Here is a 24,848-nt window from a genome sequence, read left to right as displayed (position 1 = left end):
GCGTGCGCACCGATGCCGCGCTCAGGCGGCGGTCTCCCGGCGTTCGCTGTAGCCGGTCATGTACTTGATCAACTCCTCCTGTGTCGTCTCCTCGGATCGAGTGACATGGACGATGCGGCCGCGGTACATCACGGCGATGCGGTCGGCGACCTCGAGTATCTCGACCAGGTTGTGGCCGATGTAGATGACGCCGACGCCCTTGGCCGCCAGCATTCGCGAGAGCTTGATGACGTTCTCGCGCTCCATGACTGCCAGGGCCGCGGTGGGCTCGTCGAGGATCACCACCTTGGCGTCCCAGTAGAGGGCGCGAGCGATCGCGACGGCCTGCCGCTGGCCGCCGGAGAGCCCGGCGACCGTGGTCGCGCCGTCCGGGATGTGACTCTCGATGCTGTCGATCAGGCGCTGGGTCTCCTGCTGGATGCGCGCCCGGTCGATCACCGGCAGCAGGCCGAGCCAGCGGCGGACCGGCTCGCGTCCCAGAAAGATATTCGCGCCCACGGAGAGCTCGTCGGCCAGCGCCAGATCCTGATAGACCGTCTCGATACCGGCGCGACGCGCCTCCTTGGGAGAGTCGAAATCGACGGCCTCGTCGCCAAGGGTGATCTCGCCGCCGTCGCGTCGATACACCCCGGAGATGTGCTTGATCAGCGTCGACTTGCCGGCGCCGTTGTCACCCACCACTGCGAGGACCTCGCCGGCCTCGAGGGTGAGATCGACCCCGCAGAGCACTTCCACGGCACCGAAGCGCTTCTTGAGATCTTTGACTTCGAGTAGTGACATGGTCGGTCTCCTATTTCACGCCGCTCTGGCGTCGCTTATGCAGATTGTCGACGTAGACGACGGTGGCGATGAGCACGCCGGTGGCGACCATCTGCCAGAATGAATCGATGCCCAGCAGGTTTGCCGCGTTGGCGATGGTGGCGAACAGCAGCGCGCCGATGAAGGTGCCGAGCACGCTGCCGCGGCCGCCGAAGAGACTGGCGCCGCCGACCACGGCAGCGGCGATGGCGTTGAGCTCGTAGGCGACGCCGGCGGTGGGCGAGCCGATGCTCATGCGTGCCATCAGCAGCATGCCGGCGATGCAGGCGGTGACGGAGCTGACGATGTAGGCGAAGAAGACGATGCGCTTGATGTTGATGCCGGCGCGGCGGGCGGACTCGTGGTTGCTGCCCATGGCGACCATGTAGCGCCCGGTGCGCGTGCGGCTGAGGATGAAGTGCAGCACCAGGCCGATGACCAGCATGCTCCAGAACAGCGAGGGAATGCCGAGCCACTCGGCGCGGGCAAAGGTGGAGAGCGCCCGGGGCAGGCCAAAGACGCTGGTGCCGTCGCTGACCAGAAAGGCGCCGCCGCGAAACGCCTGCAGCCCGGCAAGGGTGATGATGAACGCCGGAATCCCCAGCCGGTACACGGAGAAGGCGTTGAGCGAGCCGATCGCCACGCCCAGCACCAGCGTCAGCGCGATCGCCAGCGGGATGGGGACGCCCGCGGTCAACAGGCTGGCGCAGACCACGCCGGAGAGGGCGACCACCGAGCCCACGGAGAGATCGATACCGCGGATCAGGATCGGAAACAGGACGCCGAAGGCGATGATGCTGTCGATCGACACCTGACGCAGGATGTTGACCAGATTGTTGGTGGTCAGAAAGGTCGAGGTCGTCAGTGCCATGACGATCCACAGCAGCAGGGTAAGACCCAGTACCAGCGTCTCGACGGGCAACCCCCACTTGCGCATGGGGCGCGTGCGGGTGGCGGCCGGCGCCTTCAAGACGCGTCCAGGCGATAGATTGGCGTCATGGCTTGCCATTTGTTGTTCTCCTCCGTCCAGGGCGTCGGGCGCTGATAGCGCCACATTGCCGCTTCCCACCGTTGCACCACCGGGTTGTCACGCTCGGCGGCGGCCATGGCGTCGAAGCTGAATCGGTCATCGTCGGTCTCCATGACCATGACCAGCCTCGAGCCCAATCGAAAAATCTCCAGCCGCTCGACGCCGCAGTGGCGTAGATGCGACTCGACCTCCGGCCACACCTCCCGGTGGCGCTGTTCGTACTCGGTGATCAGCGCGTCGTCGTCGACCAGATCCAGCGTCAGGCAGTAGCGCATGGCGTCGCTCTCCGCGATCAGGGCGCCGTCATGGCGCGGTCGAGATGGACGTAGCCACCGTCGACGCACAGCCACTGCCCGGTGGTGTGTGATGCTCTGGGCGAGAGCAGAAACAGCGCGCTGTCAGCGATCTCCCGCGGTTCGGTCATGCGCTGGCCGAGCGGGATGGCGGCCTCGATCGACGCCAGCCGGGCATCGCTATCCTCGAAGCTGTCGATCCAGCGGCGATAGAGCGGCGTCATCACCTCGGCCGGGACGATGGCGTTGACCCGAATGCCGTCGGCCGCGAGGCTCACCGCCCACTCCCGAGTCAGCGCCAGCTGAGCGCCCTTGGCAGCGCTGTAGCCGCTGGTGCCGCCCTGGCCGGTGAGCGCGGTCTTCGAGGCGACGTTGACGATGGCGCCACGGCTTTCGCGCAGATGCGGCAGGCTGTGGTGCGCCATGGCGTAGTAATGGAGCAGGTTGCGATCGAGCGAGGTCTGAAACGCCGCGGCCCCGGCCTCCAGCCCCACGCGGTCATTGACCCCGGCGTTGTTGACCAGCCCGTCGATTCGCCCGTGGCGGGCGACGGTTTGCGCGACGGCTTGGCGGCAGGCGTCGTCGTCGGTCAGCTCGGTGGCGATGAAATCGACGCGGGCATCGCAGCCCACCCCGTTTAGCCAGGCTGCCGGTGGCGTGTCGCGGGCCACGATGACGACGATGGCCCCCTCGGCGACGAGACCTTCGGTGATCGCCGCGCCGATGCCCGAGGCGCCGCCGGTGACGATGACGACCTTGTCGGCCAGCTCCAGATTCATGAACGGCGCTCCTGGTGGCGAGAATCGGCGTAAGTGTCGAGAGGCAAAGCGGGCGGTGTCAGGCCGTACCAGCGCTGAGCGTTACCGCCGAACAGGGCGTCCCGGTCGAGGCCGCGGGCGCTGGCCCAGTCATCGATCAGGGCGAAGACGTCGCGGTAGTCGCCGGCGACGAGGCACACGGGCCAGTCGGAGCCGAAGAGCAGGCGCTGCTCGCCGAAGGTCGCCAGCGCCACGTCGAGATAGGGCCAGAGATCCTCGGGGCGCCACCGCTGCCAGTCGGCCTCTGTGATCAGCCCGGAGAGCTTGCAGACGAGGTGGGGCAGTTCGCCCAGCCGAGTGAACTCTCCCCGCCAGGCGGTGAAGGCCGCGCTGCGGTCAGCATCGAGATGGCCGCGCACCTCGGGCTTGCCCAGGTGATCGAGGATCAGGGTGTGATCATCGCAGGCGCGGCAGAAGTCGTAGGTCGCCGTCAGATGGGCCGCGGTGACCAGCACGTCGTAGCACCAACCGGCGCGCTGGAGCTGGCGAACGCCGCGCTGGACGCCCGCACGGCGCAGATAGTCGCCGGGATCGGCTTCGTCTTGAATCAGATGACGAAAGCCGCAGAGTCGCGAGGCGTGCCAGCGGCTCGACTGGGCGTCGAGATCGTCCGCCTCCAGATCCACCCAGCCGACGACGCCGACGATCGACGGATCGTGCTCGGCCAGGTCGAGCAGGAAGTCGGTCTCCGCCGGGACCGGCCGCGCCTGCACCGCGACCGAGGCAGCGATACCGCAGGCGCGCCGGTTGACGGCCAGATCCTCGGGCAGGAAATCCCGTTGCAGCTCGCCCATCGCATCATCGATCCACGCAAAGTCGCTCGCCTGATAGCGCCAGAAATGCTGGTGGGCATCGATACGCATGGCGTTGACCTCCGTGAACGATGGACCGGCGCGACGGGCGCCGGCGGTCTCAGCTGTCGATGCAGCGCTGCTGCTGTTCGCCGAGCCCTTCGATGCCCAGACGCATGACCTGCCCGGCCTTGAGGAACACCTTGGGGGTCTGACCCATGCCTACGCCCGGCGGCGTGCCGGTGGAGATGACGTCGCCCGGCTGCAGGCTCATGAAGCGGCTGAGATAGGCGACCAGATGCGCGACGCCGTAGACCATCGTCTGCGTCGAGCCGTTCTGGTAGCGCTTGCCGTCGACCTCGAGCCACATGTCGAGATTCTGCGGGTCGCTGACCTCGTCGCGAGTGACCAGCCAGGGCCCGAGCGGGCCGAAGGTGTCGCACCCCTTGCCCTTGTCCCAGCTGCCACAGCGCTCGAGCTGGAATTCGCGCTCGGAGACATCGTTGATCACGCAGTAACCGGCGACGTGGTCGAGCGCGTCGGCTTCGTCGATGTAGCGCCCGCCGGTGCCGATGACCACGCCGAGCTCTACTTCCCAGTCGGTCTTCTCCGAGCCCCGGGGGATCTCCACGTCGTCATTGGGCCCACAGATGGCGCTGGTCCACTTGTTGAAGATGACCGGCTCCGAAGGCACTTCCGAGCCGGTTTCGGCGGCGTGATCGGAGTAGTTCAGGCCGATGCAGATGAACTTGCCGACGCGGCCGACACAGGGGCCGAGACGTGTGTCGGCAGCGACTTCCGGCAGGCTGGCCAGATCGAGCCTGGCAAGCATCGAGAGACCCGAATCCGACAGCGTGTCGCCGGCGATATCGTCGATCTCGCCCGAGAGGTCGCGGATGACGCCGTCGGCGTCGACGATGCCGGGTTTTTCCTGGCCCTTGGGGCCGTGGCGCAGCAGTTTCATGAAGACTCCTTTAGGGGGAAATAGGGGTGAGTGACTCGGCGATGGGCTTTGCCAGAGGGCGATGCCTCCCTAGTTGGACCAGCCACCGTCGATCATCTGGATTGTGCCCGTAATGAAGGCGGCGTCGTCACTTGCCAGGTGAGTCACCAGCGCCGCGATCTCCTCGGCCTTGCCGAGTCGCCCCATTGGCTGGCGGGCGATGAAGGCGTCGAACACGGCCTCGACGCTGCGGTTCTCGCGGCGGGCCTGGTCGGCGATGCGTTCATGGAGCGACGGCGATTCGACGGTGCCGGGGCAGATCGCATTGCAGCGAATGCCGCGGGTCATGAAGTCGGCGGCGACAGACTTCGTCAAGCCGATGACCGCGGCCTTGGTGGTGCCGTAGGCAAAGCGGTTGGGGACGCCCTTCACGCTGGAGGCGAGCGAGGCCATGTTGATGATGCTGCCGCCGCCGTTGTCGAGCATCGCGGGGAGGGCAGCACGCAGGGTATAGAACATGGAGTCGACGTTGAGCCGCTGGGCAAACGCCCACTGATCGTCATCGCACTCCAGGATCGAACCGGCGGGAACGGTGCCGGCGCAGTTGAACAGCACGTTCAGGGCGGGCAGCGACCCGATCAGCGCCGTGACCGCCGCGGGGTCGGTCACATCCAGCACGTGGCACTCGGCCCCGGGGAGCCCCTCCAGCTTGGCGGCGTCGATGTCGGTGGCGATGACGCGCGCTCCCTCGCTCAGAAACCGCTCGGCGGTGGCACGACCGATCCCCTGGCCGGCGGCAGTGATCAGAGCGGTCTTGTGGGCGAGGCGCATGGCGGTGGCTCCCGAGGGCGATGACGAAACGAAATTTTGCGGTGAGGCCCGGAGTTGGTTCTAATGTCTAAAGGCCTGACCTTTGAGCCGAGTTTTATCCCGCGGTGGTGACGCCCGCAAACCGCCAAACGTCTAATAGCCTGGTGAAAGCCCGATAATTCGCCGTTTTTTTCGACCTATGTCTAATCCAGCGCCCGTTCCAGGAGATCGATAGATGCCGATTCAGACCATTCGCGCCCAGCGGCTCTATCGTCAGATCGCCGATCAACTGCTGGTACTGATTCGCGAGGGCGAGTTCCCCCCGGGGACGCTGCTGCCCGCCGAGCGGGATCTCGCCCAGCAGCTCGGGGTGAGCCGTGCGTCGGTTCGCGAGGCGCTGATCGCGCTCGAAGTGGTGGGGCAGGTCGAGGTTCGGGTGGGGCACGGCGTGCTGGTGCTGGAACGCGACGAAACGGTGGCGAGCTCGGTGATGAGCGAGGCGCGGCGCAAGGAGCCGTGGGCGCTCGATCCGGAGTTCGATAGCGAGATCGAGCTCGATCTGGATCAGGAGATTCCGCCTTTCTCGCTACTTCAGGCGCGCCGCTATCTCGAGCCGGAAACGGCGGCGCTGGCCGCACTCAATGCCAGCGACGAGGAGCTCGCCGCCATGCGCGACGCTTACGCCCGCAACGTCGAGGACAACCGCTACGGCGGGCGCAATCAGGCCGGTGACCGGCTACTGCATATTCGTATCGCCGAGGCTTCCGGGAATGCCGCCTACGCCATGACCCTCAAGCATCTGCTCGGCCATCAGTACGGCATGATGTTTCGACGCCTGCAGGAGCTGTTCATGGCGACTGACATGCCTTGCGAGTCGCAGCGCGATCACGCCTTGATTCTCGAGGCGATCGAGCGCCGCGACCCGGAGGCAGCGAGACGCGCCATGGAGGTCCATCTGGATCACGTGCTGCGGGTGTTTTTCGAAGTCGACGGTAGCGAGGATAGCGCGCGTCGCGCCTGATCCGCCGATCGTCGTTCCGCGGCGGCGGGGCAGACGTCGGCCCACCGTCTGCCGGCTCCCGCCGACATGGCGCCTCGGCCCGGTTTACAACCGTGACAGGACCCGTTCGATGCCCTCGACCAGCATCTGGCTGTGTTCCGCCTTGAAGACCAGCGGCGGGCGAATCTTGAGAATGTTCGAGTGCGGGCCGGAGGCGCCGATCAGGATGCCCTCGTCGCGGAGGCCGTTGACCACCGCGAGCGCCATCTCGGGGTCCGGCTCGCCGTTGGGTGTGACGAACTCGACGCTGGCATAGAGCCCGACCCCTCTGACGCTGCCGATGGCGGGGAATCGCGGCGCGAGCGCGCCGATGCCGTCGACGATGACCCGGCCGGCCTGCTGAATCGAGGGCAGCAGATTCTCCTGCTCGATCACCTCCAGCACCGCGAGCCCCACCGCCGCCGAGACGGTATTTCCCCCAAACGTATTGAAATAGCTCGACTCGTTGCCGAAGCGTTCGAGGATGTGGGGTTTGACCACGGTCGCCGCCATCGGATGGCCGTTGCCCATCGGTTTGCCCAGTGTCACCAGATCCGGCACCAGCCCGTGACGCTGGAAACCCCACATGTGCTCGCCGCTGCGGCCATAGCCGGGCTGGACCTCATCGGCAATGTAGAGCCCGCCGGCTTCACGGATCGCTTCGACCGCTTCCTGGAGAAAGCCGGGCGGATCGAAAAAGCCACCGTCGCTGGTGAAGAAGGTGTCGATGAGCAGCGCTGCCGGCTTGATGCCGTGGCGCTGCATGTCGGCGATCGCGGCGCGGACGTCGGCGGCGAAACGCTGGCCCACCGCGGCCGGATTGGCGGGGTCATGAACCGGCGCGGGTACGGCGCGGGCGTCGCCGGCAAGCTTGACGTAGGGGCCCATCGACGCCGACAGGGCGGCGATGGATTTGGTCATGCCGTGGTAGCTGTAGTCGGTAACGATGACGCCGGTGCCGCCGGTGTAATCCTCGGTGATCCGCAGTGCCAGATCGTTGGCCTCGCTGCCGGTGCAGGTGAACATCACCTGGCTCAGGGCGTCCGGCATGGTATCGATCAGCTTCTCGGCGAAGTCGAGCACGTTGTCGTGCAGATAGCGGGTGTGGGTGTTGAGCTCGCCGGCCTGGCGCGTCAGCGCGTCCAGCACGTGCGGGTGACAGTGTCCCACCGATGGCACGTTGTTATAGACATCCAGATAGCGGTTTCCCTCGGCGTCGAAGACCCACACGCCCTCACCACGTACCAGATGCAGCGGGTCCTTGTAGAAGAGCTGATACGCCGGACCCAGCAGGCGCCGGCGGCGCTCGATCATGTCGCGCTTTTCCGCGCTCAGCGCGTCACCGGCGCTGGCATCGAAGGCATTGGTCTTCAGCATGCGGGTACTCCCTCCACGGTTGGCATCCTCGATCTTGACGCCGGTTCGATGACGTCGTCTCGACAGTCGACATCAAAAAGCGCATTCCGCGACGCGTCTTGCGACGTCGCGCGGAACACGTTGCACGACTCATCTCATGGTGCCTGCTGGCGGCCGCGGCGACTTGACCCTACGGGGCAGCGGGGCGCTCGCTAGCGTCAAGACAGTGCGTGGCCGCGGTGCCTAATCTGGAAGACGCCGTTGCATGACGGCGAGCAACAGAGGCCGATGAACGCAGACAGCGGCAACAGCGATCGATAACAGCAGCGATCGCCGGCAATAGCCACCTCCGGCAACAACAAACTCCGACAACAACAAACTCCGACAACAACAAACTCCGAGGCCAACATGTCCAACGTCGATACCTCCAGTGCCAATGGCACGGTCGGCTATCAGTCGGTCGACGCCGACTATCTCGAACGCCGTCAACTCAAACAGGGGGCGGCCGGCTGGTTCCTACTGGCCTCGCTAGGCGTCTCCTTTGTCATCTCCGGCGACTTCGCCGGCTGGAATCTCGGGCTGGCCGTGGGCGGGTTCGGTGGCATGCTCATCGCCACGCTGCTCATGGGGACCATGTACACGGCGATGGTGCTCTCCATCGCCGAACTCTCCTCGTCACTGCCCACCGCGGGGGGCGGATACAGTTTTGCCCGCCGAGCCATGGGCCCCTGGGGTGGCTACATCACCGGAACCGCGATTCTGCTCGAGTATGCAATCGCGCCTGCCGCCATCGCGATCTTCATTGGTGGCTATCTCAGCGAACTGATGGGGATCGATGGCCCGCTGGTCTATGCCGGCTGCTACCTGCTGTTCGTCGGACTGCATCTCTGGGGGGCGGGCGAAGCCTTGAAGATCCTGCTGGTGATTACCGCGCTCGCGGTGCTGGCCATCGTGGTTTTCACCCTGGGAATGCTGCCGCACTTCTCCACCGCCAATCTGTTCGACGTGGCCGTCAACGAGACGCGGCTCGGCGCCTCGAGCTTTTTGCCCCAGGGGGTGATGGGAATCTGGGCGGCGCTGCCTTTTGCGATCTGGCTATTCCTGGCCGTCGAGGGCGTGCCACTGGCGGCGGAAGAGGCCCGCGACCCGGGCCGTGACATGCCCCGCGGCATCATCTGCGCGATGGCGGTGCTGCTGGTGTTTGCCGCCAGCGTGCTGCTGCTGGCGCCGGGGGGGGCCGGAGCGGCGGCCATGGGCGAGCATCCGGCGCCACTGGTCGGTGCGTTGCAGAGCGTTTACGGGGAGAGTTCGCTGGCAGCCGGGTTCGTCAACGTGGTCGGACTTGCCGGACTCATCGCGTCGTTCTTCTCTATCGTCTTCGCCTATTCGCGCCAGGTCTTCGCGCTGTCGCGGGCCGGTTATCTGCCACGCGCGCTGTCGATCACCAACGGACGACGGGTGCCGTTTCTGGCGCTTATCGTCCCCGGGGTCATCGGCTTTCTGCTCTCGCTCAGCGGTGCCGGCGATCTGATGATTACCATGGCGGTGTTCGGCGCCACGCTCTCCTACATGATGATGACGCTCTCGCACCTGCTGCTGCGCCGCCGAGAGCCATCGCTCGCGCGTCCGTACCGCACCCCGGGCGGGGCGCTGACCTCCGGGGTCGCTTTCGGGCTTGCCGCCATCGCCTTTCTCTCCACCTTCGTGGTCAGCCTGCAGGCCGCGCTCTGGTCCGCCGTCTTCTTCGCCGTCGCCCTGGCGTATTTCGGGCTTTACAGCCGACGTCGACTGGTCGCCCAGGCGCCGGAGGAGGAGTTCGACGCCATCGCCCGGGCCGAGAAGGAACTCGGCTGAGAAACCCTCGCGGCGCGCCTCTACCTTCCACCAGCAAGGGGTGGGCGCCCGCGATCTCCCAAGAAAGACGCTGACCGGCGAAAGGGCAGCGAAAGACAACGATAACGCGACGAAGAGAGTACCGACATGGCTTCCCCTCAGGCCGAGACGCTTGCGCAAGACACTTTGCTGAACCTGGCCCGCCAGGCGTTAGAACGATTCGATGCACCGCTTCGCGGCGACGTGCGGCTGCTGTGTCAGTCGGAAAACGCGACGTATGTCGTGGAGAGTGGCAGCGAGCAATACGCCCTGCGGCTGCATCGCGGTAATTACCACGACCGCGAAACGATCGAGGGCGAACTCGCCTGGCTGGCGTCACTGCGCGAGTCAGGCATCGCCGTGCCCGTGCCGGTGGAAACCCTCGACGGTGAACGGGTGCAGACACTGACCGAGCCCGGTGGCGAGCAGCGTCACGCGGTGATGTTTCACTGGATTCCCGGCGAGATGCCGACCAACGCCGTCGACCCTGAGGCCTTTCGCGAGCTGGGCCGCATCACCGCTGCGTTGCATCACCACAGCCGCCGCTGGGAGCCACCGGCCGGGTTCCGGCGCATCGTCTGGAATCACCAGACCATGGTGGGCGCGGACGGCCATTGGGGCGACTGGCGCGACGCGCCCAATCTTCGACGGGAGGATTGGCCCGTCATCGAGGCGGCGATCGAGCGGATTGCCGCGACCCTGGACGGCTACGGGCAGGATCCGGCGCGTTTCGGGCTGATCCATGCCGACCTGCGGCTGACCAATCTGCTGCTCGACGGTGGGTCCACTCGGGTCATCGACTTCGACGACTGTGGCTTCGGCTGGTACATGCATGATCTCGCCGCGGCGCTCAGCTTCGAAGAGCACCATCCGCAGGCCCCGGTGTGGCTGGAGTGCTGGCTGGCGGGCTACGCCGAGGTGGCGCCGCTCTCCGCCGCCGACCGCGATGTCATCCCGGCACTGATCGCGCAGCGGCGAATCCAGCTGCTGGCATGGACCGGTTCCCACGCCGATACCGAGCAGACCCGCGAACTCGGCCCCCACTGGGCGGATGAGTCGGTCAGACTGGTGCGACGGTATCTCGACGGAGCGCTTCCGCTGGGCGCCTGACAACCCAACGGGCGCCGGTGGGTCCCGAGGGACGCCGTTGGCACCCGCAAGAGGCTTCATTGGCACCCGCAAGAGGCTTCGTTAGCACCAGCAAGAGGCGTCCTTGGCACCAGTGAGGGGCGCCCGGCGTCCACCCTGGAAGTGTTGGCGGCGCTAACCCCGTGTCCTGGCTTGGTGTTGATCGCGCTGGTACGTCCTTTGCGTGGCGAAAGCTGGGCGCCGTCGTGGCGCGACCGAGGATACACCCAGCGACCAGGCGGGGAGGGCAGCGATCGTGCACGTTTCACCGGGGCAGAACGCATCATCGTGTCAGAACGCGATCGGCATGGAGAACCAGGAGGGCAACCGCGGCGTGCTCTCCGCCGCCGCCTCGGGGCTGCAGGCGTTCATTGCCGCCAACGGCGGTGACACCGACCGCGTGCTGGGCAACAGCGGCGTCGATCCGGAACTGCTGGTGGCACCGACGCTGAGTCTGGCACTGCCCAGCTACTGCGAAGTCATGGAGCAGGCCGCCCGGGACTCGCGCTGCGACAACTTCGGGCTTTACTACGGTCAGCAGTTCACCCCGCAGGCGCTGGGACTGATCGGCTATATCGGCATCTGCTCGCGCACCCTTGGCGAAGGGCTGGCGAACTGGGTGGCGTATTTTCCCTTCCATCAGCACGACACCCTGATCCGCATCGTAGAGGCCGACGATCACTGGCGACTCGACTATCAGGTGCGCGACGGTGCCATTCTACACCGGCGTCAGGATGCCGAATTGACCATGGGCATGGTGCTCAACCTGGTGCGACATGCCGCCGGTCGACGCTGGGCACCCCGCGCCGTCTACTTCGAGCATCCCCGGCCGGAGCAGTGGCGTGACCACGAGCGTGCCTTCGACGCGCCGGTCCATTTCGACCGGCCGTACAATTCGATGCTGATTCCCCGCCGCGATCTCGACCTTCCGATGCCGAGCCACGATCCGCTGCTGCTGGGCGTGATGATGGATGCCATTCGCCGACTCGATGGCCGCCATGCCGATGTCGGCTGGAGCAACCGCCTGCGCGATGCCATTCGCCGCGCCTTGCCGCAGGGCGAGCCGCGTCTCGAAGCCCTCGCCGAGGAGATGATGCTGTCGCCTTGGATGCTACGCCGGCGGTTGGCCGGCGAGGGGGTGAGCTTCTCCGAACTGGTGGACGACGTGCGCCAGGCACTCTCCCGGCACTATCTGGCGCAGCCGCATCTCTCGGTATCGGAAATGGCGCTGCTGTTGGGATACTCCGAGGTCAGCGCCTTCTCCCGTGCCTTTCGTCGCTGGCACGGCGTCAGCCCCCGGCGCTGGCGAAGTCACGGCAGCTGAGCTGCCGCGCTGGGCGACCGCACGAGTGGCCAGGGCACAGCGGATGACGCCGGCGTTGGCGAATCGGTGGGGAGCGAGTCAATGGGGAGCGAGTCGCGTCACGACGAGAGCCGCTCCCCGAGACGCTGCATGAAGCGCTCGCCGGCGGCCAGCTGTTCGACCTCGATGTATTCGTCAGGCTGGTGTGCCTGCTCGATGCTGCCGGGGCCGCAGACCAACGTGGCGAGCCCGGCACGTTGAAACTGCCCGCCCTCGGTGGCGTAGGCGACGCCGCCGGTCTCGACGTCGGGATCGTCGAGCAGTTGGCGGCAGAGTGTGAGCGCCGGTTCATTGTCGCGATCGGCCAATGCCGGCACGGTCTCGATGAGCCGCTCGGTGACGATCGAGACTTCCGGGGCGCGTTCGCGCAGCTCGGCCTCGAGCGAGGTGGCGAACTCGGAAAAGCGCGCGAAAAGCGCGTCGAAGCCGTCGCTCGGCAGATGTCGAATCTCCCAGTCGAAGTGACACGCCCGCGCCATGATGTTGATCGCCGTGCCGCCTTCGATGGTGCCGACATGCAGGCTCGAGTGGGCGACGTTGAAGACGTTCTCCAGCGCCCCCTCGTCGATCAGCTCCTGCATGATGTTCTCGATCCGGGTGACCAGCTTGGCGGCCACATGGATGGCGGAGACACCCTGATAGACCTGGCTCGAGTGGGCGGCGCGGCCGGTCACCCGGGTGCGCAGCGTGGTGATGCCCTTCTGAGCGACCACCGGCTGCATGCGTGTCGGCTCGCCGATGATCACGGTTGCCGGCGTTGGCTCGTCCGCCATCAGCCGCTCGATCATGGCCGGGGCGCCGAGACAGCCAATCTCCTCGTCATAGGAAAACGCCAGGTAGATCGGGCGTGACAGCGCCATCGCCTGCCAGTTCGGCACCTCGCCCAGCGCACAGGCGAGAAAGCCTTTCATGTCGCAGCTGCCGCGGCCGTAGAGGCGACCATCCCCGCCGTCGATCAGCTCAAACGGATCGGTACGCCAAGGTTGACCGTCCACTGGGACCACGTCGGTGTGCCCGGAGAGCACCACGCCGCCCGCGACCGCAGGGCCGATTCGCGCCAGCAGGTTGGCCTTGCTGCCGTCGGCGTTGGCGATTCGCCAAGCGGTGACGCCGTGCTCCGCCAGATAGCGCTCGACGAAATCGATCAGTTCGAGATTGGAGTGGCGGGAGACGGTATCGAAACCGATCAGCTGCGCGAGCAGGTCGCGGGTGGACGTGTCGAATGCGGACATGAGGGTTCCTGACAGCTCGGGTGTGCTACTAGCGTAGCGGCGCGGCTGGCGCCGACCAAGCCGACGGCTGCCATTCTCCGGTGGGCGGTGCCGAGCGCTTCGTCGGCTCGGTGGTATCGCATCGAGATCGATGCGCGTCTAACCTGTGAGAGGTTTCACCGCGCCCGCGCGGCGAGTGCGGGCGCATGCCAAATTTTTTGATTCTGATGCGGGAGCATGTCTCATGAGCAAGGTCCTGGTTCTCTACTACTCGAGCTACGGTCACGTCGAAACGCTGGCCGAGGCGATCGCCGAAGGCGCTCAGGGTGTCGCCGGCACCCAGGTCGACATCCGTCGGGTGGCGGAACTGGTGCCCGACGCCGTCGCTGACCAGTCCGGCTACAAGACCGATCAGAAGGCGCCGGTGATGGACGATCCGGACGCGCTGGCTCAGTACGATGCGATCATCGTCGGGACGCCGACCCGCTTCGGCAACATGGCTTCGCAGATGCGCAACTTCTGGGACACGACTGGCGGGGTCTGGGCCAGTGGCAAGTTGATCGGCAAGATCGGCAGCGCCTTCGCCTCGACAGCGACTCAGCATGGCGGCCAGGAGACGACGCTCACCTCGATGCACACGACGCTGCTGCACCACGGCATGATGATTGTTGGCGTGCCCTATACCTGCCCCGAACTCGCCAACATGGACGAGATTACCGGTGGCACGCCGTATGGCGCGACGACGCTTGCCGCCGCCGACGGCAGCCGCACCCCGAGCGAGAACGAACTCGCCATCGCCCGCTTCCAGGGCAAGCACGTCGCCGAACTGGCCGCGAAGCTTGCGGGCTAGATCGCGGGGTTGCTGGTGACGCGTCATGCGTTGGTAACGAGGAGGCCCGCNNGCGGGCCTCCTCGTTTCAGCCTAACAACGTGGGTTGCCTTACTCGTAAACCATCTCCTCGAGTTCTCGTCCCTTGGTCTCGTGGACGAATTTCACGACGAAGAAGATCGACGCGAGCGCGCAGAGGGCATAGAAGCCGTAGGCGCCGGTCAGACCAATCGTCGCCAGCATGATCGGGAAGGTCATGGTGATGGCGAAGTTCGCACCCCACTGGAACAGCCCGGCGACGGCGAGACCGGAGCCGCGCACCTGGTTGGGGAACATCTCGCCTAGCATCACCCACATCACCGGCCCCCAAGAGACGTTGAAGAAGAAGACGTAGGCATTGGCGGCCAGCAGGGCGAGCACGCCATTGGCCGAGGAGAGTGCCAGGCGGCCGTCGACGATCTCGGCGGTGGAGAAGGCGTAGACCAGCGTTGCCAGCGTCACCGCCATGCCGACCGAGCCGGCCCACAGCAGCGGCTTGCGCCCGAGGCGATCGACCAGACCGATAGTGATCAGACAGGCGGCGATGCTGACCGCGCCGCTGATCACATTGATCATCAGCGCATCGCTCTCGGAGAAGCCCACGGCCTGCCACAGCACGGCGCCGTAGTAGAACACCACATTGATCCCCACCAGTTGCTGGAAGACGGCCAGCCCGATGCCGACCCAGACCAGCTTCAGCAGTTTGTTGGTTGCCGGATTGATCAGGTCCGAAAGCCGGGGCTGACGCCGCTCCGAGAGCGTCGCACGGATCTCTTCGAGCCGCTTGTGGCTCGCGTCCTCGTCGTAGACCAGACGCAGTACGCGCTCGGCCTTGTCGTAGGCGCCGGCGCTGACCAGAAAACGCGGGCTTTCGGGGATGAACATGAGCGCGACCAGAAAGATCCCGGCGGGAATCAGCTCCATCCAGAACATGCAGCGCCACGCGTCGAAACCGAACCACAGCGGTGCCGTCGAGCCGCCGGCGATGTTGGCCAGCCAATAGTTGTTGAGAAACGAGAAAAAGAGCCCGCTGATGATCGCTACCTGCTGAATGGTCGCTAGTCGACCGCGCAGATGGGAGGGGGCGATCTCACTGATATAGGCCGGTGACATGACGCTCGCTGCGCCGACGGCCAGTCCACCGAGGATGCGGTAGATCACGAACTCCAGTGATCCCCCCGCCACGCCGGAGCCCCAGGCGCTGATGATGAAGAACACCGCCGCGACCAGAAGCAGGGTTCGGCGCCCGAACTTGTCCGCCAGGCGACCGGCAAAGAAGGCGCCGACGGCGCAGCCGAGTAGCATCGAAGCGACATTGAAGCCGGTGCCGACGCTTTCGGACTGAAAGGCCTGCTGCAGGCCGTCGACGGTGCCATTGATGACACCACTGTCGAAGCCGAAAAGGAAACCGCCGATGGCGGCGACGCAGCAGGTGAGAAGAACGATCACAGGGCGTGGTGACGCCGTTTGGGTTGGCGAGATGGCGTGGCTGGTTGAAGCAGATGGCGTTGGCATTGTTTAGCTCCAGTGGCGGGCGAGACGAACAGCGGGCTCAGAGCCAGCCGGCATCGACCCAGTAGTTGTGAGCGGTGCAGGCGGCCGCGGCGTCGGAGGCGAGGAAGAGCACCATGGCCGCCACGTGATGCGGGTGGATGCGGATCTTGAGCTTCTGCTCGGTTACGATCTGCGCTTCATCCTCGGGGCCGTACCAACGTGACTGCCGCGGCGTTTTGACGTTGCCCGGGATCACGCAATTGACCCGAATGCCGTCGCCGCCGAGATCGCTGGCGAGCGCCCGGGTCAGTCCCTCGATGCCGGCCTTGGCGGTTTCATACAGCAGCAGGTCGGGCTGGCCGAGATGCCAACTGATCGAGCCCAGATTGATGATGGCGCCGCTGCCTCGCCGACGCATGGCAGGCGCGACTTCGCGGGCGGCGAGCACCAGGTGACGCAGGTTGACCGCCATCCGCTCGTCCCAGTACTCAGGCGTGATGTCCTCGAGCCGGTGGCGATCGTCATTGGCGGCGTTGTTGATCAGCACGTCAATGTCACCGATCTCGGATAGCGTCCCGGCCAGTGCCTTGGCGTCCGTCAGGTCACAAGCGTGGAAGTGCACGCTGCCGCGGCCGGCGTCGGAGCGCCGCTCGACCGGCTCGAGGATGTCGAGATAGTGGACTTCCGCGCCCTGTTCGGCGAAGGCCTCCACCAGGCCCGCGCCGATGCCGGAGCCTCCGCCGGTAATGACGACCCGCTTGTGCTCGAGGTCGGGGTAGATCGCTGAAGGCATGGGGGCTCCTAAGTCAGTGAGTTCGGAATATTTCGGTTAGTAAATTCTGTGAACTAATAGGGCGGGAGCATGGGCTCTCCGTTGTCGCGGCGCCATTGACCATTGGTATCGAGACGTTAGTCATAACGACTCGACGCCTGGCCAGGCAGCATTCGGAGGCGAGCGTGCGGCTGCGGTATAGTCGCCGGATATGCCGTTACCCGAGGCTGCCGCCGCCCCATGCCGCACTCCTTCACGCCGCCGAGCGCTGGCGACCTCAACTATCTGAAAAGCCTCAATCGCAGCACGGTGCTGAGTACCGTGAGACGCCACCCCGGCGTGTCGCGGGCCGATATTGCGTTGCGTACCGGCCTGACCAAAGCCACGGTGGGTGGCGTGGTGCAGGCGCTGGTCAAGGGCGGCTGGCTCCGCGAGGGGGAGCTGCACGCGCGAGGTGGCGGGCGACCGGGGCGGTCGCTCCATCTGGACGGCGAGCGCCACTGCATGCTGGGGGCGGAGGTCGGTGTCAAAGGCTTGCGGCTGGTCGCCTGCAATCTACTGGGTGAGGTTCTGGCGAGCTGTCATTGCCCGGCGCCGCCCACTGATCCCGAGAGCACGGCGGTCCGGCTTGCCGAGCTTCTGGTGGCGCTTCGCGAGGAACCGGCGGTGTCGGCACGTCATTGTCTCGGGCTGGGCGTGGCTGTGCCCGGTCCGGTATCGACCCGCGCGCCCATTCTGAGTCTGGCGCCCAACCTGGGGTGGGTGGACGTCGATTTCCTGGCGTTACTGCGCCGTGAGCCCGGCCTGCCGGCGGGGACCTGGCTACTCGACAACGAGGCCAATGCCGCCGCGTTCGGCGAGTTCTACTTCTTCGAGGGGGTGCCGCCGGAGTCGATCGCCTATATCAGCGCCGGTAGCGGGATCGGCTGCGGCGTGGTGAGCGGCGATCACTTCCCCGTCGTGCCGCGCGGGCATCAGGGACTGGTCGGCGAGATCGGACACACCGTGATCCAGCCGGACGGTTCGCGCTGCCACTGCGGCAATCGTGGCTGTGCGGAGACGCTGGTCAGCGGCTGGGCACTCCGTGAGGCGCTGGATCTCGACAGCGAGGCGAGCCTGGGCGATGCGGTGGCCGCCAGGGCGGAAGAGCCGGCGGTGCGGGCGCTGATTCAGCGCGCCGGGCAAGCACTCGGACTGCTGCTGCTGAATCTGCACCACACGCTCAACCCGTCGATGCTGATTCTCGGCGGCTCCCTGATGCAGCTGGGAGAGCCACTGACCGGTCCGGCGCTCGATTACTTCACGTCGCACCAGAACGATCTGCTGCGTCAGTCACAGTCGGTTCCCGTCAAGATCATTGCCGACGGCACCTTCACCGCCGCGCGAGGCGTGGCGGCAGAGGTCATGGCACGCTCGGCAATCGATATCTGAGCGTGATCGATAGCGGTGCAGGATCGAGACTCCCGCCGCAGTCACTGCTTGTCGACCACCATTCGGCTGGCGCCGTTGCCGCGCGGTTCAACCCGGATCTGCAGCGGGATGCGCTCGTGCATCTCCTGAACGTGGGAGATCACGCCGACACGCCGCCCCTGCGCCTGCAGGCCGTCGAGGGCGTCCATCGCCAGCGCCAGCGAGGTGGGGTCGAGGCTGCCAAAGCCCTCGTCGATGAACAGCGATTCGATCTTGAGCTGATGCGAGGCCATCGACGCCAGCCCCAGGGCGAGCGCCAGCGAGACGAGAAAGGTCTCGCCGCCGGAGAGCGAGTGCACCGAGCGCTGCTCGTCCGCCATGTCGCCATCCACCACCAGAATGCCCAGCTCGCTGCCGCCGCGATGCAGGCGGTAGCGGGGTGTCAGCGCGCGCAGATGTTCGTTGGCGTGGGTCAGCAGCCGGTCGAGATTGTAGCTCTGGGCGATACGCCGGAACCGCTTGCCATCGGCGCTGCCGATCAGGCCGTTGAGCCGCTCCCAGCGGTTGACCTCGGCCTCGGCGGCTTCCCGCTCGCGGGCGCCTTCCCGCTGCGCCTCGCGGCGGCGATCATCCTCGCGCAGCACCTGCTGCGCTGCCTCCCGGGCCTCCTGCTGCGCGTGGCGCCGGGCATCCAGTTCGCCCGCCGCTGCCTGGCGCGCGCCAAGGCGCGCATCCAGCGTCTGGTCGGTCGCTTCACTCATCAGCTCGGTTTCGTCGCTTTCATCGAGTAGCCCCCGGCGCTGGATGATCAATGCCTGGCGGCGTTCGTCACTCGTGATGTCGGCCGCCGTGCGTTCGCGCTCGGCAGCCTCGAGACGCTCGCGTAGCCGGCGGTGGTCCGCTTCCGGCCAGTCGAGCAGGCGGGTCAGCTCGGCGTCGTCGAAGTCGGGGTGGGCTTGGCGCCAGCGCTGCCAGGCGCCGTCCAGCTCGGCGAATTCGTGCTGGTCTTCCTGCTGGCGCTGGGCGAGATGCTCGACCTCCTGACTCACTCGCATCTGCGCCTGCATGGCCTGCTGGGACCGTTCCTGCAGCGCCTCGAACTGCTGCTGGGCCTGCTGGCGGCGGGATGCCAGCGCCTGCTGCCAGGCATCGACGGAGGCGTGATCGCCGAGCTGCGCTTTCAGCGCTGCGGCGCTTGCGTCGCGCTCGCGGGTCAAAGTCGGAATCGCCTCGTCCAGCGTCGCCAGGCGTTCCTGATTGAGGGCCTGACGCGCCTCGATGCTGCCGAGCGTCAGCGCCTGCGTCTGTTTCTCTTGCGCCAGCGGCATCAGCGCCTGATCGATGGCGTCGAGGCGGGCAAGCCGGTCGTTGCGTTGGTCGAGTCTCTGTTCGGCGTCGTCAACGGCCGCCTCGAGCCACGCCCGGGGATCGTCGGCGGCGCGCAGCGCGTGCGCCTGCGGATAGCCGTCGAGTTCACGCTCGGCTGCTTCGCGGCGCGGGGCGAGCGCCTCCCGTTGGCGTTGGCGCTCGATCAGCCCCTGACGGCCGCTGCGCCAGTCGACGGTGAGCTGCTGGTGATGCTCCCGCGCGGCGTCGACGTGCGCGGTCTGAGTATCGAGCTCCGTGCGTTCCTGGCGCTCCATGGCCGCGATCATCGCCTCGTCGGGGCGCGTCGGCGGTGTCTGTCGGTAGGGATGGTCGCGGCTGCCGCAGACGGGGCAGGGCGTTTCGTCATCGAGAGCCGCGCGCAGCCGCTCGACTTCGTCACTGCGTGCCGTCCGGGCTCGTGCCACCTGTGCCTCGACCTGTGCGGCCTGGGCTTGGGCCGCTTCCAGTGCGGCCTTGGCGTCCAACCCTTCGCGCTCGAGTCGCGCCAATCGCGCCTGATCGTCGGCAATCTGCGTCTCGAGTGCCTTGTCTTCCGCCTCGAGCGTCGCCAGCGCCTGCCACGCCCGCGCCAGCGCGCCCAGCGTCTCCTGCGCTTCTCGGGCGCGTTCGCGACTCTGGTCGAGGCGCGCGCGGAGGGGTTGGGTGTCCGCCGCCGCTGGATCGCCAGCCGCGGGGTCGCCAGCCGCGGGGACGTCATGTGACACGTCGTTGCGTGCCTCGGCATCCAGCTGCTCTCGGGCACGTTGCTGCGTGCCGATCCTGTCGTCGAGCTCGCCGAGCGCGGTGGCCAGTTCCCGCTGCCGCTTCGCGTCCTCGTCGGCCGCCACCGAGAGCTGGCGCTGCTCGTCAAGCTGGCGCTCGAGTTGTGCTTGCTGACGGTCGCGGGCGGCGAGCCACTCCCTTGCTGTCTCCAGGCGCGGCTGGTCGGCCTGGTAGCCCCGCTCGGCCTCGTCCCGACTCTCACGCGCGGCCGTCAGTTGTGGCGCGAGCGTGGCGCACTCGCTGTCGTGTTGCGCTAGCGTCTCGCGGGCGGTGGTCAGCGTCCGTTCACGCTCAGCGAGCTGGCGGACGAGGGTTTGCCGGCGCAGCGCCTTGTCGCGCCAGGGTGCGATGGCGTCGAGCCGGGCCAGCGTGTCGCGCTCGTCAGCCTGTTCGCGCCAGGTCGCTTGCGCCTGCTGCCGCGCGCATTCGGCCTGCTGCCACGCCTGACGCAGCGCCGTCTCGCGTTCGAGTTCAGTGGTCTCGGCCTGATGCCGCACGATCTCGGCCTCGGTGGCCGCCAGTGCCTGAGCGCGGGCCTGGGCGTCGCGCTCTTGCTCGGCGCGGGTCTTGTCATCGACGGGCAGCGCATCGGCGAGGCGCGTATCGATGGCGTCGAGCGCGACCCTGGCGTCACGCACCCGGGCGTAGGCGGCCTTGGAGATGGCGGAGTAGTGCTGGGTGTCGGTGAGCCGCTCGAGCAGCTCACTGCGGGCGTTGTCGTCGGCCTTGAGAAACGCCGCGAACTCGCTCTGGGCGAGCAGCACGGCGCGGGTGAACTGCTCGAAAGTGAGACCCAGCCGCTCGGGCAGCAGCCTGTCGAATTCGCGTTTCTGGGCGGTGAGCACGCGGCCGCTGTCGAGCTCGGCCAGCGACTGCTCGGCTTTCTGCAGGCTGCCGCCCGCCTTGCCGCGTGCCCGCCTGACTGCCCAGCGGGCGCGGTAGCGCTCGCCGTCGCGACCGACGAAATCCACTTCGGCGAAGCCGCTGGTGCAGCCACGGCGCAGCAGCGTGCGGGCGTCGGCGGTGGTCAGCGTATCGTCGCCGACGTCACCGATCTGCGAGTCTCGTGTCGGCGCCTGGCGCAGCCGCGGCGTGCTGCCGTAGAGCGCCAGACAGAGCGCGTCGAGCAGGGTGCTCTTCCCGGCGCCGGTGGGGCCGGTAATGGCGAAGAGCCCCTGATCGGCGAGCGGGGCCGTCGTGAAGTCGAGCTCGAACTGCCCGGCGAGCGAGGCGAGGTTCTCCAGGCGAATGGCGAGAATTTTCATCGCGTGGTCTCCTCGTCGGCGTCGTTCTCCTGGACCTGTTGCAGCAGCGCATTGAAATCCCGCGTGACGGTCTCAGGCGGGGCCTCGCCGTAGCGACTCTGCCAGGTGCGGGCGAAGACCTCCTGCGGGGTGAGACTTTCGAGATCGACGCTGGCCGGCGCCTCATGACCATCGGCGTTGGGATAGCGGGTGTGAATGCGCAGCAGGCGCAGCGGCTTGTCGCCGATGGCCGCTTCGATCCGCGCACGCAGATCCGGCCTCGGGGTGTCGAGATCGACGCGTACCTCGAGCCAGGGCCAGCGTTCGCGGGGCAAATCGGGCAGTGTCTCGTGGGCGGCAAGCACGGCCTCCACCGTCTCGAGGTCGGCAGGGCCGACGCGGGAGAGCGCCACGTGGCGCGGTATCGACAGCGGCTCGATGGCGGCGACGGCATCACCCGCAAGCGTCACCTCCAACACCTGGTGTGGGTAGTGGCTCTCGCTGAAATCCAGCGGCAGTGGGGAGCCGCTGTAGCGGATGCGGTCCTCGCCCACCTGCTGCGGACGGTGCAGATGGCCGAGCGCCACGTAGGCGATGGCGGCGGGAAAGAGCGAGGCGGGTACCGACTCCTCGCCGCCGATGACGATGGGTCGCTCGCTCGCCACGGAGACGGCGGCGCCGGTGAGGTGCGCGTGACTCATGGCGACCAGCGCCTCGCCCGGCTCACGGTGCGCCTCGGCCGCGGCGAGCAGTTCGCGATGGACTCGCTCGATCCCTTCCGGGTAGGCCGTGATGTCGCCGCCGGTGACCTCCGCCGGCCGCAGGAACGGCAGCGCCAGACACCACGCCCGGCGCTGACCCTTCACGTCGTGAAGCGGTACCAGCAGGCGCTCGGCGTCAAGCGTTCCGTCATCGAGCCAGAGAACACGCCCCAGCGCGGCAGTGTTAAGGCGCTCGAGCAGCGGCCCGGGTAGCTCGATGCGCGCGGCGCTATCGTGGTTGCCGGCGATCATCACGATCTCGAGCTGGGGCAGCGCGGCGTGGGCGTCGACGATGAAATCGTAAAGCAACGCCTGCGAGCGTAGCGACGGGTTGACCACGTCGAAGATATCCCCGGCGATCAGCAGCGCATCCGGGCGACGTGCTTGGAGCGTCTCGAGCAGCCAGGCGAGAAAAGCGCGGTGCTCGGCGTGGCGCTCCTGGCCGTGGAAGGTCTGGCCCAGATGCCAGTCGGCGGTGTGAAATAGCTTCAAGACGCGCTCTCGACGGTGGATGGCGGATGCATGACGTATGACGGCCCCTAAGACGACCCGAGGCGGCGGCCCAGGAGCCGCCAACAATCGTGGCGGCAGTGTAACGTGGCACCCGCGGAGTGACGACGCCGCGGTGGTCGCCTGGCACATGGCGGACTACGCTTTCGCTTTTCCGCCGCCTGACGACCGAGAGCGAGGTAACTGATGGATGACGCGCGCACCGAGCCCCTGCACGACTGGGATCTCTCGCCGGAAGCGGCGATCGCCCTGCAGAAGCGGCTCGCCCCGCGGGTCCGCCGCGATGACGCGATCGGCGAGGTCAAGCTGATCGCCGGCATGGACATCGGCTTCGAAGACACGGGTGAGACCACGCGAGCGGCACTGGTGGTGCTCGCGTGGCCGTCGCTTGTGCTGGTCGAGCAGGTGGTTCACCGCGAGCCGACGCGGATGCCCTACGTGCCGGGGCTGCTGTCGTTTCGCGAGATACCGGCGGCGCTCGGCGCCTTCGCCAGGATCGAGAGCCGTCCCGATTTGATCATGGTCGACGGGCAGGGCATCGCCCATCCGCGAAGGCTGGGGATTGCCGCACATCTGGGGTTGTGGCTCGATCGACCGACCATCGGCGTCGGCAAGAGCCGGCTCTGCGGGCGTTACGGCGAGGTGCCGGAGACCCGAGGCGAATGGACGCCGCTGACCGATCGTCGACGCGACGAAGACCCGGTGGGTGCTGCCGTCGACGCCGACGGCCGCGTGATCATCGGCGCGGTGCTGCGCTCGCGGGAGAACGTCAAACCGCTGTTCGTCTCCGGCGGCCATCGGCTGTCACTGGAAACGGCCGTCTCCTGGGTGACCGCCTGCCTCGGCAGAACCAAACTGCCGGAGCCGACCCGGCTGGCGGACCGGCTGGCGTCGCGAAAGGGGGAGGTCGCCACCCGCGGGCAGCTGTCGCTGTGAGGCGGTTATGATAAAACGCCGACGGCAACGCCAAGCAGTCAGTCAAGCGCATACACCCGGAGCTATTTTTCGGGCAATGCGTTGTTGAAGGCATGAGTCAGAAGTACGGATTCATCACCCTGCTCAGTTCCAGTCTACCGGCTGGCCGTTGGCATCGACGAAGTCGATATTCGAGCCACCCATCGCGCGGTAATAGAGATCGGTGCGCGGCTTGACCGGGGAGGTGTCGATTCCCGAAAGGTCGGCATCCGGGGCACAAAGTCGCTCGACCTCTTCCGGCCAGTAGAACTTTTTGGCCCGATGCGCCAATGCGCGATCAATGAGCCGTCCCCAGGCCAGAAAGTGCAGGGTCTTGAGGATCGGCCCGCGGGGCTGTGGCAGGTAGGGCTCCCGAATGGGCTGATAATTGGGCAGGCGTTCGGGGTCGGGCTGTACGGCTTCGAGCCCCTCTTCCATATAGCGGCGGTAGAATTCTAAGCGGTGCATGCAGCCCTGAGGGCCATGGTCGCGGGAGTCCATGGCAGCATCAATGCTGTTGGGCTTTTTGGCCTCGAGATTTTCTTCCGATCCCCACTCGAACCCATAGGTCTTGAGTGGCTGTAACGGGAAGCAAAGTTTCAATTTGCCGGTGGTCTCGATTCCGCCCCTCAGGAAGGGTTTGACGTCACGCCAAGCATAAGTTTCTGCCATCCCATAACTGAAACCCACATGGACCAATTGGGCTTGTCGATCAAATATGACCCTGCCTCCGCTCGCCGTCCAATAGACGATGGAAAAAAAATCACAGGCATGCTGAAAAACATGAAGAGATCAAAAATCAAATCTCCCCATTCTATTGGTGAGCGGGTTATGTCATTAAAAAAAAACAAAAGGCCAAAGTTTCCGAAAACCCCAATGAAAAAGTAAAGGATATAAGCAGCCTCGTGCGGCTGATTCTTTTTAGGTTCCAAGAACCGTTCGTTGAACCGTTCATGGTTGGAAAGATCATCATAAAAGGCCACGTCCTCGGGCCACATGGCGATCTCGGCGCCAGGCAGTTCGGCGTATTCGCGGTCACGGCGAAGATTGTTCAGCAGCGCTTCGTAGCTCGGCGGCGTTTGCGCTTCGTTGGCGTCACTCATGATGCCGATCCTTGCTGGCGGTTTTGAAACTGCTCCAGACGTTCGATGCGGTCCTGTTCCCTCCGTTTTTCCATTGCCTCATCGTGCAGCACGCAGGTGGGGTCGGCGAAGCGATCGGCTGAGCCAATG

22 protein-coding genes are annotated in these 24,848 nt (G+C 66.3%); 7 read left to right on the top strand and 15 right to left on the bottom strand.

Features of this window, described 5'->3' with window-relative positions; genetic code table 11:
• Window positions 1-21 precede the first annotated feature (21 nt).
• The 7 genes from DOM41_RS09875 to DOM41_RS09845 form a co-directional block, all read right to left on the bottom strand.
• Window positions 22-780 (bottom strand): ATP-binding cassette domain-containing protein, encoded by a 759-nt coding sequence (locus DOM41_RS09875; RefSeq protein WP_110686703.1) that lies wholly within the window; start codon window positions 778-780, stop codon window positions 22-24.
• 10 nt (window positions 781-790) lie between these two features.
• The gene (locus DOM41_RS09870) at window positions 791-1,807 is read right to left on the bottom strand and encodes an ABC transporter permease (RefSeq protein ID WP_223160971.1); all 1,017 of its coding nucleotides are present in this window, start codon (window positions 1,805-1,807) and stop codon (window positions 791-793) included.
• Window positions 1,765-2,103, bottom strand: coding sequence for an L-rhamnose mutarotase (locus DOM41_RS09865; protein WP_110686702.1), 339 nt, complete (start codon window positions 2,101-2,103; stop codon window positions 1,765-1,767). Before DOM41_RS09865 ends, DOM41_RS09870 begins: the two co-directional genes overlap by 43 nt.
• 17 nt (window positions 2,104-2,120) lie before the next feature.
• A complete protein-coding gene (locus DOM41_RS09860) occupies window positions 2,121-2,900 on the bottom strand; it encodes an SDR family oxidoreductase (RefSeq protein WP_110686701.1) in 780 nt (259 codons plus the stop codon).
• On the bottom strand, window positions 2,897-3,802 hold the full coding sequence (locus DOM41_RS09855; protein WP_110686700.1) for an amidohydrolase family protein: 906 nt from the start codon (window positions 3,800-3,802) through the stop codon (window positions 2,897-2,899). Before DOM41_RS09855 ends, DOM41_RS09860 begins: the two co-directional genes overlap by 4 nt.
• Before the next feature lie 49 nt (window positions 3,803-3,851).
• Entirely contained in the window at window positions 3,852-4,694 is an 843-nt protein-coding gene (locus tag DOM41_RS09850; RefSeq protein WP_110686699.1) for an ureidoglycolate lyase, read from the bottom strand.
• 69 nt (window positions 4,695-4,763) lie between these two features.
• A complete protein-coding gene (locus DOM41_RS09845) occupies window positions 4,764-5,504 on the bottom strand; it encodes an SDR family oxidoreductase (RefSeq protein WP_110686698.1) in 741 nt (246 codons plus the stop codon).
• A 214-nt stretch (window positions 5,505-5,718) separates the two neighbouring features.
• Here DOM41_RS09845 and DOM41_RS09840 point away from each other — a divergent pair, with 214 nt between their 5' ends.
• Window positions 5,719-6,504, top strand: a complete 786-nt coding sequence (locus DOM41_RS09840) for a FadR/GntR family transcriptional regulator (RefSeq protein ID WP_110686697.1) — start codon at window positions 5,719-5,721, stop codon at window positions 6,502-6,504.
• Between the two features lie 84 nt (window positions 6,505-6,588).
• Here DOM41_RS09840 and DOM41_RS09835 read toward each other — a convergent pair whose 3' ends face one another.
• Window positions 6,589-7,899, bottom strand: a complete 1,311-nt coding sequence (locus DOM41_RS09835) for an aspartate aminotransferase family protein (RefSeq protein WP_110686696.1) — start codon at window positions 7,897-7,899, stop codon at window positions 6,589-6,591.
• A 387-nt stretch (window positions 7,900-8,286) separates the two neighbouring features.
• On the opposite strand from DOM41_RS09835, the gene eat reads away from it, so the two are divergent.
• From eat to qhpR, 3 genes are all read left to right on the top strand, one after another.
• Window positions 8,287-9,732 carry an ethanolamine permease gene (gene eat / locus DOM41_RS09830; RefSeq protein WP_110686695.1) on the top strand — a complete coding sequence of 482 codons (1,446 nt, stop codon included), beginning with the start codon at window positions 8,287-8,289 and terminating at the stop codon, window positions 9,730-9,732.
• Between the two features lie 126 nt (window positions 9,733-9,858).
• Complete coding sequence (locus DOM41_RS09825; protein ID WP_110686694.1) at window positions 9,859-10,860, top strand: phosphotransferase enzyme family protein; 1,002 nt, start codon at window positions 9,859-9,861, stop codon at window positions 10,858-10,860.
• Window positions 10,861-11,134: 274 nt separating this feature from the next.
• Window positions 11,135-12,202, top strand: coding sequence for an AraC-like transcriptional regulator QhpR (qhpR, locus tag DOM41_RS09820; RefSeq protein ID WP_223160970.1), 1,068 nt, complete (start codon window positions 11,135-11,137; stop codon window positions 12,200-12,202).
• A gap of 98 nt (window positions 12,203-12,300) precedes the next feature.
• On the opposite strand, the gene argE is transcribed toward qhpR, so the two are convergent.
• Window positions 12,301-13,473 (bottom strand): acetylornithine deacetylase, encoded by a 1,173-nt coding sequence (gene argE, locus DOM41_RS09815; RefSeq protein ID WP_110686692.1) that lies wholly within the window; start codon window positions 13,471-13,473, stop codon window positions 12,301-12,303.
• A gap of 223 nt (window positions 13,474-13,696) precedes the next feature.
• Between argE and wrbA the strand changes: the two genes are divergently transcribed.
• Window positions 13,697-14,302 carry an NAD(P)H:quinone oxidoreductase gene (gene wrbA, locus DOM41_RS09810; RefSeq protein WP_110686691.1) on the top strand — a complete coding sequence of 202 codons (606 nt, stop codon included), beginning with the start codon at window positions 13,697-13,699 and terminating at the stop codon, window positions 14,300-14,302.
• Window positions 14,303-14,392: 90 nt separating this feature from the next.
• Here the strand turns inward: wrbA and DOM41_RS09805 are convergent, their stop codons facing one another.
• Together DOM41_RS09805 and xylB are read right to left on the bottom strand one after the other, a co-directional pair.
• Window positions 14,393-15,835, bottom strand: a complete 1,443-nt coding sequence (locus DOM41_RS09805) for a sugar porter family MFS transporter (RefSeq protein WP_110686690.1) — start codon at window positions 15,833-15,835, stop codon at window positions 14,393-14,395.
• Between the two features lie 37 nt (window positions 15,836-15,872).
• Complete coding sequence (gene xylB / locus DOM41_RS09800) at window positions 15,873-16,607, bottom strand: D-xylose 1-dehydrogenase (RefSeq protein WP_110686689.1); 735 nt, start codon at window positions 16,605-16,607, stop codon at window positions 15,873-15,875.
• Window positions 16,608-16,826: 219 nt separating this feature from the next.
• Between xylB and DOM41_RS09795 the strand changes: the two genes are divergently transcribed.
• Entirely contained in the window at window positions 16,827-18,017 is a 1,191-nt protein-coding gene (locus DOM41_RS09795; RefSeq protein ID WP_110686688.1) for an ROK family transcriptional regulator, read from the top strand.
• Window positions 18,018-18,058: 41 nt separating this feature from the next.
• Here DOM41_RS09795 and DOM41_RS09790 read toward each other — a convergent pair whose 3' ends face one another.
• Both DOM41_RS09790 and DOM41_RS09785 read right to left on the bottom strand, forming a co-directional pair.
• Window positions 18,059-21,412, bottom strand: coding sequence for an AAA family ATPase (locus tag DOM41_RS09790; protein WP_110686687.1), 3,354 nt, complete (start codon window positions 21,410-21,412; stop codon window positions 18,059-18,061).
• The gene (locus tag DOM41_RS09785) at window positions 21,409-22,644 is read right to left on the bottom strand and encodes an exonuclease SbcCD subunit D C-terminal domain-containing protein (RefSeq protein ID WP_110686686.1); all 1,236 of its coding nucleotides are present in this window, start codon (window positions 22,642-22,644) and stop codon (window positions 21,409-21,411) included. The genes DOM41_RS09790 and DOM41_RS09785 overlap by 4 nt, the downstream gene beginning before the upstream one ends.
• A gap of 204 nt (window positions 22,645-22,848) precedes the next feature.
• On the opposite strand from DOM41_RS09785, the gene nfi reads away from it, so the two are divergent.
• On the top strand, window positions 22,849-23,598 hold the full coding sequence (gene nfi, locus DOM41_RS09780; RefSeq protein ID WP_110686685.1) for a deoxyribonuclease V: 750 nt from the start codon (window positions 22,849-22,851) through the stop codon (window positions 23,596-23,598).
• 123 nt (window positions 23,599-23,721) lie between these two features.
• Here the strand turns inward: nfi and DOM41_RS09775 are convergent, their stop codons facing one another.
• Together DOM41_RS09775 and DOM41_RS09770 are read right to left on the bottom strand one after the other, a co-directional pair.
• Window positions 23,722-24,219 carry a hypothetical protein gene (locus DOM41_RS09775; protein ID WP_110686684.1) on the bottom strand — a complete coding sequence of 166 codons (498 nt, stop codon included), beginning with the start codon at window positions 24,217-24,219 and terminating at the stop codon, window positions 23,722-23,724.
• 26 nt (window positions 24,220-24,245) lie between these two features.
• Window positions 24,246-24,719, bottom strand: coding sequence for a hypothetical protein (locus DOM41_RS09770; RefSeq protein ID WP_110686683.1), 474 nt, complete (start codon window positions 24,717-24,719; stop codon window positions 24,246-24,248).
• Window positions 24,720-24,848 lie beyond the last annotated feature (129 nt).

Source organism: Salinicola aestuarinus (assembly GCF_003206645.1).
Lineage (GTDB): Bacteria > Pseudomonadota > Gammaproteobacteria > Pseudomonadales > Halomonadaceae > Salinicola > Salinicola aestuarinus.
The sequence above is the reverse complement of the archived record's forward strand: the minus strand, read 5'-3'. Positions and strand labels throughout refer to the sequence as shown.

Bases quoted from the DNA above. Each gene is read 5' to 3' on its own strand.
- DOM41_RS09870 (WP_223160971.1), bottom strand. From the start codon at position 1,807: ATGGCAAGCCATGACGCCAATCTATCGCCTGGACGCGTCTTGAAGGCG.
- DOM41_RS09835 (WP_110686696.1), bottom strand. From the start codon at position 7,899: ATGCTGAAGACCAATGCCTTCGATGCCAGCGCCGGTGACGCGCTGAGC.
- DOM41_RS09865 (WP_110686702.1), bottom strand. From the start codon at position 2,103: ATGCGCTACTGCCTGACGCTGGATCTGGTCGACGACGACGCGCTGATC.
- DOM41_RS09790 (WP_110686687.1), bottom strand. From the start codon at position 21,412: ATGAAAATTCTCGCCATTCGCCTGGAGAACCTCGCCTCGCTCGCCGGG.
- xylB (WP_110686689.1), bottom strand. From the start codon at position 16,607: ATGCCTTCAGCGATCTACCCCGACCTCGAGCACAAGCGGGTCGTCATT.
- DOM41_RS09875 (WP_110686703.1), bottom strand. From the start codon at position 780: ATGTCACTACTCGAAGTCAAAGATCTCAAGAAGCGCTTCGGTGCCGTG.
- DOM41_RS09825 (WP_110686694.1), top strand. From the start codon at position 9,859: ATGGCTTCCCCTCAGGCCGAGACGCTTGCGCAAGACACTTTGCTGAAC.
- DOM41_RS09840 (WP_110686697.1), top strand. From the start codon at position 5,719: ATGCCGATTCAGACCATTCGCGCCCAGCGGCTCTATCGTCAGATCGCC.
- DOM41_RS09845 (WP_110686698.1), bottom strand. From the start codon at position 5,504: ATGCGCCTCGCCCACAAGACCGCTCTGATCACTGCCGCCGGCCAGGGG.
- argE (WP_110686692.1), bottom strand. From the start codon at position 13,473: ATGTCCGCATTCGACACGTCCACCCGCGACCTGCTCGCGCAGCTGATC.
- DOM41_RS09855 (WP_110686700.1), bottom strand. From the start codon at position 3,802: ATGCGTATCGATGCCCACCAGCATTTCTGGCGCTATCAGGCGAGCGAC.
- DOM41_RS09850 (WP_110686699.1), bottom strand. From the start codon at position 4,694: ATGAAACTGCTGCGCCACGGCCCCAAGGGCCAGGAAAAACCCGGCATC.
- DOM41_RS09795 (WP_110686688.1), top strand. From the start codon at position 16,827: ATGCCGCACTCCTTCACGCCGCCGAGCGCTGGCGACCTCAACTATCTG.
- eat (WP_110686695.1), top strand. From the start codon at position 8,287: ATGTCCAACGTCGATACCTCCAGTGCCAATGGCACGGTCGGCTATCAG.
- DOM41_RS09805 (WP_110686690.1), bottom strand. From the start codon at position 15,835: ATGCCAACGCCATCTGCTTCAACCAGCCACGCCATCTCGCCAACCCAA.
- DOM41_RS09860 (WP_110686701.1), bottom strand. From the start codon at position 2,900: ATGAATCTGGAGCTGGCCGACAAGGTCGTCATCGTCACCGGCGGCGCC.
- DOM41_RS09770 (WP_110686683.1), bottom strand. From the start codon at position 24,719: ATGAGTGACGCCAACGAAGCGCAAACGCCGCCGAGCTACGAAGCGCTG.
- nfi (WP_110686685.1), top strand. From the start codon at position 22,849: ATGGATGACGCGCGCACCGAGCCCCTGCACGACTGGGATCTCTCGCCG.
- wrbA (WP_110686691.1), top strand. From the start codon at position 13,697: ATGAGCAAGGTCCTGGTTCTCTACTACTCGAGCTACGGTCACGTCGAA.